Origin of the sequence: Herbiconiux ginsengi (assembly GCF_900107435.1) — a bacterium.
Lineage (GTDB): Bacteria > Actinomycetota > Actinomycetes > Actinomycetales > Microbacteriaceae > Herbiconiux > Herbiconiux ginsengi.
Window position 1 is genome coordinate 223,506 of sequence record NZ_FNPZ01000001.1, and the last position, 9,047, is coordinate 232,552.

The 9,047-nt window shown below is 65.5% G+C and carries 16 protein-coding genes; all 16 read right to left on the reverse strand.

Features of this window, described 5'->3' with window-relative positions:
- Nucleotides 1-58: 58 nt before the first annotated feature.
- The gene (rplE, locus tag BLW00_RS01075) at nucleotides 59-652 is read right to left on the reverse strand and encodes a 50S ribosomal protein L5 (protein ID WP_092547957.1); all 594 of its coding nucleotides are present in this window, start codon (nucleotides 650-652) and stop codon (nucleotides 59-61) included.
- Nucleotides 652-1,011 (reverse strand): 50S ribosomal protein L24, encoded by a 360-nt coding sequence (gene rplX / locus BLW00_RS01080; RefSeq protein WP_092547960.1) that lies wholly within the window; start codon nucleotides 1,009-1,011, stop codon nucleotides 652-654. The genes rplE and rplX overlap by 1 nt, the downstream gene beginning before the upstream one ends.
- A 2-nt stretch (nucleotides 1,012-1,013) precedes the next feature.
- Nucleotides 1,014-1,382, reverse strand: coding sequence for a 50S ribosomal protein L14 (gene rplN / locus BLW00_RS01085; protein WP_066041167.1), 369 nt, complete (start codon nucleotides 1,380-1,382; stop codon nucleotides 1,014-1,016).
- 34 nt (nucleotides 1,383-1,416) lie between these two features.
- The gene (gene rpsQ / locus BLW00_RS01090) at nucleotides 1,417-1,740 is read right to left on the reverse strand and encodes a 30S ribosomal protein S17 (RefSeq protein ID WP_092547963.1); all 324 of its coding nucleotides are present in this window, start codon (nucleotides 1,738-1,740) and stop codon (nucleotides 1,417-1,419) included.
- Nucleotides 1,740-2,084, reverse strand: a complete 345-nt coding sequence (gene rpmC, locus BLW00_RS01095) for a 50S ribosomal protein L29 (protein ID WP_092547966.1) — start codon at nucleotides 2,082-2,084, stop codon at nucleotides 1,740-1,742. The genes rpsQ and rpmC overlap by 1 nt, the downstream gene beginning before the upstream one ends.
- Nucleotides 2,084-2,503: a 50S ribosomal protein L16 gene (gene rplP, locus BLW00_RS01100; RefSeq protein WP_092547969.1), complete on the reverse strand. Its 420-nt coding sequence runs from the start codon at nucleotides 2,501-2,503 to the stop codon at nucleotides 2,084-2,086. Before rplP ends, rpmC begins: the two co-directional genes overlap by 1 nt.
- 2 nt (nucleotides 2,504-2,505) lie before the next feature.
- Nucleotides 2,506-3,270 (reverse strand): 30S ribosomal protein S3, encoded by a 765-nt coding sequence (gene rpsC, locus BLW00_RS01105; RefSeq protein ID WP_092547972.1) that lies wholly within the window; start codon nucleotides 3,268-3,270, stop codon nucleotides 2,506-2,508.
- Nucleotides 3,270-3,665, reverse strand: a complete 396-nt coding sequence (rplV, locus tag BLW00_RS01110) for a 50S ribosomal protein L22 (protein WP_092547975.1) — start codon at nucleotides 3,663-3,665, stop codon at nucleotides 3,270-3,272. The genes rpsC and rplV overlap by 1 nt, the downstream gene beginning before the upstream one ends.
- A gap of 27 nt (nucleotides 3,666-3,692) precedes the next feature.
- A complete protein-coding gene (gene rpsS / locus BLW00_RS01115; protein ID WP_022897962.1) occupies nucleotides 3,693-3,974 on the reverse strand; it encodes a 30S ribosomal protein S19 in 282 nt (93 codons plus the stop codon).
- Between the two features lie 12 nt (nucleotides 3,975-3,986).
- Nucleotides 3,987-4,826 carry a 50S ribosomal protein L2 gene (rplB, locus tag BLW00_RS01120; protein ID WP_092547978.1) on the reverse strand — a complete coding sequence of 280 codons (840 nt, stop codon included), beginning with the start codon at nucleotides 4,824-4,826 and terminating at the stop codon, nucleotides 3,987-3,989.
- A 25-nt stretch (nucleotides 4,827-4,851) separates the two neighbouring features.
- The gene (gene rplW, locus BLW00_RS01125; RefSeq protein WP_092547981.1) at nucleotides 4,852-5,157 is read right to left on the reverse strand and encodes a 50S ribosomal protein L23; all 306 of its coding nucleotides are present in this window, start codon (nucleotides 5,155-5,157) and stop codon (nucleotides 4,852-4,854) included.
- Nucleotides 5,154-5,813, reverse strand: coding sequence for a 50S ribosomal protein L4 (gene rplD, locus BLW00_RS01130; protein WP_092547984.1), 660 nt, complete (start codon nucleotides 5,811-5,813; stop codon nucleotides 5,154-5,156). Before rplD ends, rplW begins: the two co-directional genes overlap by 4 nt.
- Before the next feature lie 3 nt (nucleotides 5,814-5,816).
- Complete coding sequence (rplC, locus tag BLW00_RS01135) at nucleotides 5,817-6,473, reverse strand: 50S ribosomal protein L3 (RefSeq protein ID WP_092547986.1); 657 nt, start codon at nucleotides 6,471-6,473, stop codon at nucleotides 5,817-5,819.
- A 24-nt stretch (nucleotides 6,474-6,497) separates the two neighbouring features.
- Entirely contained in the window at nucleotides 6,498-6,806 is a 309-nt protein-coding gene (gene rpsJ, locus BLW00_RS01140) for a 30S ribosomal protein S10 (protein ID WP_092547990.1), read from the reverse strand.
- A 262-nt stretch (nucleotides 6,807-7,068) separates the two neighbouring features.
- Nucleotides 7,069-7,839: a fructosamine kinase family protein gene (locus BLW00_RS01145; protein ID WP_092547993.1), complete on the reverse strand. Its 771-nt coding sequence runs from the start codon at nucleotides 7,837-7,839 to the stop codon at nucleotides 7,069-7,071.
- A gap of 235 nt (nucleotides 7,840-8,074) precedes the next feature.
- The gene (locus BLW00_RS01150; RefSeq protein WP_092547996.1) at nucleotides 8,075-9,043 is read right to left on the reverse strand and encodes a DNA topoisomerase IB; all 969 of its coding nucleotides are present in this window, start codon (nucleotides 9,041-9,043) and stop codon (nucleotides 8,075-8,077) included.
- Nucleotides 9,044-9,047: the final 4 nt, after the last annotated feature.

Genomic DNA, 9,047 nt, shown 5'->3' on the forward strand with positions numbered 1-9,047 from the left:
CCTGGTTTCGACACCCTTTACGAGGATGCCGACCTGTGGTCGTCGTGGGTGAGTGGTGCTAGTTGGTGGAGCTGTCGTCCGACTTGAAGGGGAACCCGAGCGCCTTGAGCAGCGCACGACCCTCGTCGTCGGTCTTCGCGGTGGTGACGACGGTGATGTCGAAACCACGCACGCGGTCGATCTTGTCCTGGTCGATCTCGTGGAACACGGACTGCTCCTGGAGACCGAAGGTGTAGTTACCGCGGCCGTCGAACTGCTTGTCCGAAAGGCCACGGAAGTCGCGGATGCGGGGAAGCGCGAGCGAGAGCAGGCGGTCGAGGAACTCCCAGGCGCGGTCGCCACGGAGCGTGACGTGGGCGCCGATGGGCTGGCCCTCGCGCAGCTTGAACTGCGCGATCGACTTGCGAGCCTTCGTGACCTGCGGCTTCTGACCGGTGATCGCGGTGAGGTCCTTGACGGCGCCGTCGATGATCTTGCCATCGCGGGCCGCTTCACCGACACCGGTGTTCACGACGATCTTCACGAGCCCGGGCACCTGGTGCACGTTCGTGAAACCGAAGTCCTTCTTCAGCTGAGCCGAGATCTCGTTCTGGTACTTCTGCTTCAGGCGCGGCTGGATTTTGCCAGCGGGCGCGGCAGTGTCGGTGCTCATCAGAGGTCCTTACCTGACTTCTTCGCGTAACGAACGCGGACCGTCTTGGTGACGCCGTCCTTCGTGACTTCTTCGTTGCGGTGGCCGACGCGAGTCGGCTTCTTGGTCTCGGGGTCGACGAGAGCCACGTTCGACACGTGGATCGGCGCCTCCATGGTCTCGATGCCGCCGGTCTTGGTGCCGCGCTGGGTCTGGCCGACGCGCACGTGCTTCGTGACGAAGTTCACGCCCTCGACGACGACGCGGTCTTTCTCGACCTGCACCTCGATGACACGGCCCTGCTTGCCGCGGTCTCCGCCGCGGGCCTGGCTGGGGCCGGAGATGACCTGAACCAGGTCACCCTTCTTGATGTTCGCCATGACTAGATAACCTCCGGTGCCAACGAGATGATCTTCATGAACTTCTTGTCACGGAGCTCACGGCCGACCGGTCCGAAGATGCGGGTACCACGGGGGTCTCCGTCGTTCTTCAGGATCACTGCGGCGTTCTCGTCGAACTTGATGTACGAGCCGTCCGAGCGACGGGTCGACTTGACGGTGCGGACGATGACGGCCTTGACCACATCGCCCTTCTTGACGTTGCCGCCGGGGATGGCGTCTTTCACGGTCGCGACGATGACATCGCCGAGTCCCGCGTAACGACGGCCGGATCCACCGAGAACACGAATCGTCAGGAGCTCCTTGGCGCCGGTGTTGTCGGCGACCTTCACTCGTGATTCTTGCTGAAGCATTCTTCTACTCTTCCTGAACTAAGTAAGCCGAGGCCTACTTGGCCTTCTCGAGGATCTCGACCAGACGCCAGCGCTTGGTCGAACTGAGGGGACGGGTCTCGTTGATGAGAACGAGGTCGCCGATGCCGGCGCTGTTGGTCTCGTCGTGCGCCTTCACCTTGGAGGTGCGGCGGATGACCTTGCCGTACAGCGGGTGCTTCACGCGGTCCTCGACCTCGACGACGATGGTCTTGTCCATCTTGTCGCTGGTCACGTAGCCACGGCGGGCCTTGCGGTAGCCGCGGGCCTCCGCGTCTTTGACGTCGTGCGAAGCCGACTCGTGGCCCGTCGCTACGACCTTCTCTTCGGTCTTAGCCATTACTTGGCCTCCTCAGTCTCTGCAGCCTTGTCAGACTCAGCGGCGGCGTCGGCAGCGGGTGCCTCGGTCGCCTTCTTGCTGCTCTTCTTGGTCGCCTTGGCCGGGGCCTCGACGGGGGCGGGCGTCGCACGGATGCCCAGCTCTCGCTCACGAATGATCGTGTAGATGCGGGAGATGTCGCGCTTCACGGCGCGAAGACGGCCGTGGCTCTCGAGCTGGCCGGTGGCCGACTGGAAACGCAGGTTGAACAGCTCTTCCTTGGCCTTGCGAAGCTCCTCGAGAAGTCGAGAATCTTCGAACGTGTCGAGCTCCGCCGGGGCGAGCTCCTTGGAACCGATCGCCATTACGCGTCGCCCTCCTCGCGCTTGATGATGCGTGCCTTAAGGGGCAGCTTGTGGATTGCACGGGTCAGTGCCTCGCGAGCGACGGTCTCGTTGACCCCGCTCAGCTCGAACAGCACGCGACCCGGCTTGACGTTCGCGACCCACCACTCGGGCGAACCCTTACCGGAACCCATGCGGGTTTCGGCCGGCTTCTTCGTGAGCGGACGGTCGGGGTAGATGTTGATCCACACCTTTCCACCACGCTTGATGTGACGGGTCATCGCGATACGAGCGGACTCGATCTGACGGTTGGTCACGTACGCGGGGGTGATGGCCTGGATGCCGTACTCGCCGAAGCTCACCTTCGTGCCGCCGGTGGCGTGGCCACTGCGACCCGGGTGGTGCTGCTTACGGTGCTTGACTCTACGGGGGATAAGCATGGTTACGCCTCAACTCCTGCTGCGACCGGAGCGTCCGCCTTGGGGGCGGCGTTACGGCGCGGACGGTCACGGTCGCCGCGCTCGGGGCGCGTCGACTTCTGGTTGGCCTGCTCGCGGGCGAGCTCCTTGTTGGTGATGTCGCCCTTGTAGATCCAGACCTTCACACCGATGCGGCCGAACGTCGTCTTGGCCTCGTAGAAGCCGTAGTCGATGTTGGCGCGGAGGGTGTGCAGCGGAACGCGACCTTCACGGTAGAACTCCGAGCGGCTCATCTCCGCACCGCCGAGGCGGCCGGAGACCTGGATGCGGACGCCCTTGGCGCCGGCGCGCTGAGCGCCCTGCAGGCCCTTGCGCATCGCGCGGCGGAACGCCACACGAGCGGTGAGCTGCTCGGCGATGCCCTGAGCCACCAGCTGAGCCTCGGCCTCGGGGTTCTTCACCTCGAGGATGTTCAGCTGGATCTGCTTGCCGGTGAGCTTCTCGAGGTCGGAGCGGATGCGCTCGGCCTCGGCGCCACGACGACCGATCACGATGCCCGGACGGGCGGTGTGGATGTCGACGCGGACGCGGTCACGGGTTCGCTCGATCTCGATGCGCGCCACTCCGGCGCGGTCGAGGGACGTCTTCAGCAGGTTGCGGATCTTCACGTCTTCGGCGACATAGTCGCTGTAGCGCTGACCCTTCTTCGTGCTGTCGGAGAACCAGCGCGACACGTGGTCGGTGGTGATTCCGAGGCGGAAGCCGTACGGATTGACTTTCTGGCCCATTACTTGCTCGCCTTCTTGCTCGCGCCTTCGATGGCCGAGGCCTCGTCAGGGGTCGCCAGCACGATCGTGATGTGGCTGGTGCGCTTGTTGATGCGGAACGCGCGACCCTGTGCACGAGGCTGGAAGCGCTTGAGCGTGGTGCCCTCATCGACGAATGCCTTCGCGATGAACAGGTCCTGCTCGTCGAGGTAGCTGTTCGAGGCGTCCGCCTTGACCCGCGCGTTCGCGATCGCCGAGGCGACCAGCTTGTACACGGGCTCCGAAGCGCCCTGCGGGGCGAACTTCAGGATGGCCAATGCTTCGACGGCCTGGCGTCCACGGATCAGGTTGACGACACGACGGGCCTTCTGGGGGGTGACGCGGATGTGACGCACGCGTGCGATCGACTCCACCATTTCTCTTCCTCCTTCACGTCACCGCGGTTAGCGGCGACGGCCCTTCTTGTCGTCCTTCACGTGTCCACGGAAGGTGCGGGTCGGGGCGAATTCGCCCAGCTTGTGACCCACCATGGTCTCGGTGATGAACACCGGGATGTGCTTGCGGCCGTCGTGCACGGCGATCGTGTGCCCGAGGAACGCGGGGATGATCATCGAGCGGCGCGACCAGGTCTTGATGACGTTCTTGGAGCCGGCTTCGTTCTGGGTGACGACCTTGCGGTACAGGTGGTCGTCAACGAAGGGGCCCTTCTTGAGACTGCGTGGCATCTTCTACAACTCCTACTTACGCTTCTTGCCGACGGTCCGACGACGAACGATGAGCTTGTCGCTTTCCTTGTTGGGGTGACGGGTGCGGCCTTCGGCCTGACCCCACGGGCTGACGGGGTGACGTCCACCGGACGTCTTGCCCTCACCACCACCGTGCGGGTGGTCGACCGGGTTCATCGCGACACCACGGACGGTCGGGCGGATGCCCTTCCAGCGGTTGCGGCCGGCCTTGCCCCAGTTGATGTTCGACTGCTCGGCGTTGCCGACCTCGCCGATCGTGGCGCGGCAGCGCGCATCCACGTTGCGGATCTCGCCCGACGGCAGACGGAGCTGCGCGTAGGGGCCGTCCTTCGCGACGAGTCGAACCGAAGCGCCGGCGGAGCGGGCCATCTTGGCGCCGCCGCCCGGCTTCAGCTCGATCGCGTGGATGACGGTACCGGTGGGGATGTTGCGCAGCGGCAGGTTGTTGCCGGGCTTGATGTCCGCGCCCGCACCCGACTCGACGATGTCGCCCTGGGCGAGCTTGTTCGGAGCGAGGATGTAGCGCTTCGTACCGTCCACGAAGTGGAGCAGCGCGATGCGTGCGGTGCGGTTGGGGTCGTACTCGATGTGAGCGACCTTCGCGTTCACTCCGTCTTTGTCGTTGCGACGGAAGTCGATCACGCGGTACTGGCGCTTGTGGCCACCACCGATGTGACGCGTCGTGATACGACCCTGGTTGTTGCGGCCGCCGGTCTTGGAGAGCGGGCGGAGCAGCGACTTCTCAGGAGTCGAACGGGTGATCTCTGCGAAGTCCGCGACGGACGAACCGCGACGGCCCGGAGTCGTGGGCTTGTACTTACGAATAGCCATGTGTCTTTTCCTCTAGCTTCCGCGCCTAGCCGACGGCCGTGAAGATGTCGATGGAACCGGACTTGAGCGTCACGATCGCGCGCTTGGTGTCCTTGCGCTTGCCCTGGCCGAACTTGGTGCGACGGGTCTTGCCCGTGCGGTTCAGCGTGTTGATCGACGCGACCTGAACACCGAAGATCTTCTCGATGGCGAGCTTGATCTCGGTCTTGTTCGAGCGGGGGTCGACCACGAAGGTGTACTTGCCCTGGTCGATCAGGCCGTAGCTCTTCTCGGAGACGACGGGAGACAGGATGATGTCGCGCGGGTCCTTGTTGAACGCGGCGTTGCTCATGCGGAAACCTCTTCCTTCTTGGTCTTCGAGGCGACGAAGCCGTCAAAGGAACCCTTGGTGAAGACGATGTCGTCGGAGACGAGGACGTCGTAGGCGTTCAGCTGGTCTGCAGGCAGCACGTGAACGGTCGGGATGTTGCGGACGCTCTTGAGGCTCAGCTCGTCGGTGCGCTCCAGCACGATCAGCACGTGCTTGGACGACGCGACGGTGGCGAGGAACTCGTTCACGGCCTTGGTCGACGGGGTCTCACCCTGCGAGAGCGACTCGACCACGTGCACACGGCCGCCGCGAGCGCGGTCGGAGAGTGCGCCGAGCAGTGCAGCGGCGATCATCTTCTTGGGGGTGCGCTGCGCGTAGCTGCGGGGCACCGGTCCGTGGACGATGCCACCGCCGGTCATCTGAGGGGCGCGGATCGAGCCCTGACGAGCGCGACCGGTTCCCTTCTGCTTGAACGGCTTACGGCCGGCGCCGGAGACCTCACCACGACGCTTGGTCTTGTGGGTTCCCTGGCGGGCGGCGGCGAGCTGAGCGACGACGACCTGGTGGATGAGCGGGATGTTGGTCTGCACGTCGAAGATCTCGGCGGGCAGCTCGACGGTGCCGGACTTCTTGCCGGTGACGTCGAGGACATCGAGCGTGTTAGTTGCGGTAGCCATGGACTACGCCCCCTTCACTGCGTTGCGAACGAAAACGAGGCGGCCCTTGGCACCGGGAACGGCGCCCTTGACCAGCAGCAGGCCCTTCTCGGCGTCGACCGAGTGGATGACCAGGTTGAGCACGGTGACGCGCTCGCCACCCATACGGCCGGCCATGCGCATGCCCTTGAAGACTCGGCTGGGCGTCGACGACGCACCGATCGAGCCGGGCTTGCGGTGGTTGCGGTGCGAACCGTGCGACGACGAGACACCCTTGAAGTTGTGGCGCTTCATCACACCGGCGAAGCCCTTGCCCTTGGAGGTGCCCACGACGTCGACCTTCTGGCCGGCTTCGAAGACGCTGTCTGCGGTGAGCTCCTGGCCGATGGTGTAGTCCGCGGCATCCGCGGTGCGGATCTCGGTGATGTGGCGGCGCGGGGTGACCCCTGCGGCGTCGAAGTGACCGGTGGCCGGCTTGTTCACCTTGCGCGGGTCGATCTGGCCGCCGGCGATCTGAACGGCCGAGTAGCCGTCCTTCTCGGGGGTGCGGATCTGGGTGACGACGTTCGGGGAGACCTCGACGACGGTGACGGGGATGAGACGGTTGTTCTCGTCCCACACCTGGGTCATGCCGAGCTTCTTGCCGAGCAGGCCTTTGGAAGTCTTAGCGGTGGTAGCCATGAGTGTTTACTGGTTCCTTCCCGCTCAGAGCTTGATCTCGATGTTGACGTCGGCGGGGAGGTCGAGACGCATGAGCGAGTCGACTGCCTTCGGCGTCGGGTCGATGATGTCGATGAGGCGCTTGTGCGTGCGCATCTCGAAGTGCTCGCGGCTGTCCTTGTACTTGTGGGGCGAACGGATGACTGCGATCACGTTCTTCTCCGTCGGAAGCGGCACGGGGCCGACGACGGTTGCTCCTGCACGGGTGACCGTGTCGACGATCTTGCGCGCCGAGGTGTCGATGACCTCATGGTCATACGACTTCAGTCGAATGCGGATCTTCTGTCCCGCCATTTGCTGACTCTCTCTCTGTCTCGCGTCATACAGCCTCGACTGCATTGGACGCCCACTGTTTTGCTATCAAGCCGCGCACACACACACTTCACCTAAGGGAAGGGAGGGTTGCGATTAAGCTCTGTTCTGCTGTCTGCGGCCTAGTCTCGAGGACTATGCACTGCCAAGACAGTGATCCAGGCACACCAGTGGCAGCCCGAAATGTTGAACTAGACGAGTTTGCCACATCCGGGGCCCACTTGCAACCCGGGCGTGTCGCGCATCAGGACGCCGATCCCGAACCGAGTTCCAGCACGGCCCGCGCCGCCCTCTCCAGCTCCGCCCCGTAGGACGGGCCGTGGCCGACGGCGTGCACGGCGAGCGGGAACAACTGGTGCAGCGGCACCCGCGAATGCCACCCCGGCGCGAGCGGCGCGACCTGGTCGTAGGCGGTCAGGATGTCGTCGAGGAACGGCGCTCCGAAGAGCACGAGCATGGCGAGATCGGTCTCCCGATGGCCGCCGTGCGCGGCCGGGTCGATCAGCACCACGCCCGTCGGGGTCCACAGGACGTTGCCCGACCAGAGATCGCCGTGCAGCCGGGCCGGCGCCTCACCGTCGTCGAAGATGCCGGAACGGATGAGCTCGCAGGCCCGCACCACGGTCTGGAATCCGTCGGCCGAGAGGTTGCCGCGCGCCACGGCTTGTTCGGCGTACGGCCGCACGCGCTGCTGGGGGTAGAACTCGCTCCAGCTCTCCCACTCCCCCACCGCCATCTCCCGGCGGCCGATGTAGCAGGGACCCGGCCAGCCGTCGGGCGGCGAACCAAACGCATCCGCCCCCGCCCGGTGCGTCACCGCGAGCAGCTCGCCGAACCGCCGCGCGGCCTCCCGACTCGGCCGAGCACTGCGCAGTTCTTCGAGCTCGATCCCGTCGGGCCGAACCGCATGCACAGTCACACACGGTGCCCCGCCGCTCGCCGCGAGCCAGGCGAGACCGGCCGCCTCGGCCTCGAAGAAGCCCTCGGGCGCTGCGGGATCGGACTTGGTGAACACGACTCCACGCTATGCCCGACAGGTTTCGACGGTATGTCGAACGAGAGACGTTCTGGGCGAGAGCCGTTCTTACGGGAGCGCCCGGAGCCCAGTCGTCTCAATCGCGCTGGCCACTCTCGGCCAAGCTCTGTTCGCAGCATCTGGCGGCGAGCCTCCCGTAAGAACGATTGCCCCCATTCTGCGCCTTTGCACCGAGAACACAACCCTTGACTTCACGTGCGAAAAGTGGATCGGATCAGGCGAACAACAGCGCCCGCAGCTCGCTCTCGGCCGACCCCAGGCGCGTGGGGTCGATCGTCTCCCCCGCCGAATAGTGGTCGACGATGCGGGGATCGACGTAGCTCTTCTTCGCGATCGCCGGGGTGTTGCCGAGAACGACGGATGCGTCGCGCATCGCCTGGGTGAGCGCCCGCGCCCGCGCGGTCTTCTTCTCCTCCGGGCCGTGGCGGGCGAGGCTCACCGCGGCCGCGAGGGTGCCGTGCAGGGTGCGGAAGTCCTTCGCCGTGAACTCGCCGCCCGTGCGTTCGCGCACGTACTCGTTGATCTCCTGCGGGTCGACCGGATGCCAGGTGCGCCCCGACTTCCAGGCGAGCAGGCGGGCCTGGGCGCCGCGACGTTTGAGGCTCCGCACCACCGAAGCCAGGTCGGCGTCCAGGATCTCCGACTCCCACTCCTCCCCGCTCTTGGCAGGGAACTCCAGCTTGACGACGTCACCCGAGACGGTGGCGTGCTCGCAGAGCAGGCTCGTGAGGCCGTAGCTGCCGTGCTGCTGGGCGTAGCGCTCATTGCCGACCCGCAGGGAGCCGGTGTCGAGCATCCGGAAGCCGGCGGCCAGCGCGCGCTCCTGGGGGTATCCCTCTTTGCGCAGGTCGAGGGTCACCAGGCGGCGGGCGGCGGGCAGCGACTCGGCGAGGGCGAGAGCGCGGGCGTACTTGATGCGGTCCTTCTGCTCACGCCAGGTGGGGTGGTAGATGTACTGTCGGCGACCTGCGGCGTCGACGCCGGTGGCCTGGATGTGGCCGTTCGCATAGGGCGCGATCCAGACATCCGTCCACGCCGGCGGAATGGCGAGGTGCTCGAACCGGGCCCGCAGCTCGGGGTCGGCGATGGTGGTGCCGTCGTCGTCACGGTAGGTGAAACCTGTGCCCGAGCGGAAACGACGGATGCCCCGTCCCGAAGAATCTGAGCGTCGGAGGCGAGGCATCCCA

What these genes read in the sequence shown, in the direction of transcription:
- BLW00_RS01150 (WP_092547996.1), bottom strand. Translation starts at nt 9,043, where the DNA reads ATGCCTCGCCTCCGACGCTCAGATTCTTCGGGACGGGGCATCCGTCGT.
- rpmC (WP_092547966.1), bottom strand. Translation starts at nt 2,084, where the DNA reads ATGGCGATCGGTTCCAAGGAGCTCGCCCCGGCGGAGCTCGACACGTTC.
- rpsQ (WP_092547963.1), bottom strand. Translation starts at nt 1,740, where the DNA reads ATGGCTAAGACCGAAGAGAAGGTCGTAGCGACGGGCCACGAGTCGGCT.
- rpsC (WP_092547972.1), bottom strand. Translation starts at nt 3,270, where the DNA reads ATGGGCCAGAAAGTCAATCCGTACGGCTTCCGCCTCGGAATCACCACC.
- rpsS (WP_022897962.1), bottom strand. Translation starts at nt 3,974, where the DNA reads ATGCCACGCAGTCTCAAGAAGGGCCCCTTCGTTGACGACCACCTGTAC.
- rplB (WP_092547978.1), bottom strand. Translation starts at nt 4,826, where the DNA reads ATGGCTATTCGTAAGTACAAGCCCACGACTCCGGGCCGTCGCGGTTCG.
- rplC (WP_092547986.1), bottom strand. Translation starts at nt 6,473, where the DNA reads ATGGCTACCACCGCTAAGACTTCCAAAGGCCTGCTCGGCAAGAAGCTC.
- rplN (WP_066041167.1), bottom strand. Translation starts at nt 1,382, where the DNA reads ATGCTTCAGCAAGAATCACGAGTGAAGGTCGCCGACAACACCGGCGCC.
- rplX (WP_092547960.1), bottom strand. Translation starts at nt 1,011, where the DNA reads ATGGCGAACATCAAGAAGGGTGACCTGGTTCAGGTCATCTCCGGCCCC.
- rplP (WP_092547969.1), bottom strand. Translation starts at nt 2,503, where the DNA reads ATGCTTATCCCCCGTAGAGTCAAGCACCGTAAGCAGCACCACCCGGGT.
- rplE (WP_092547957.1), bottom strand. Translation starts at nt 652, where the DNA reads ATGAGCACCGACACTGCCGCGCCCGCTGGCAAAATCCAGCCGCGCCTG.
- rplD (WP_092547984.1), bottom strand. Translation starts at nt 5,813, where the DNA reads ATGGCTACCGCAACTAACACGCTCGATGTCCTCGACGTCACCGGCAAG.
- rplV (WP_092547975.1), bottom strand. Translation starts at nt 3,665, where the DNA reads ATGGTGGAGTCGATCGCACGCGTGCGTCACATCCGCGTCACCCCCCAG.
- rpsJ (WP_092547990.1), bottom strand. Translation starts at nt 6,806, where the DNA reads ATGGCGGGACAGAAGATCCGCATTCGACTGAAGTCGTATGACCATGAG.
- rplW (WP_092547981.1), bottom strand. Translation starts at nt 5,157, where the DNA reads ATGAGCAACGCCGCGTTCAACAAGGACCCGCGCGACATCATCCTGTCT.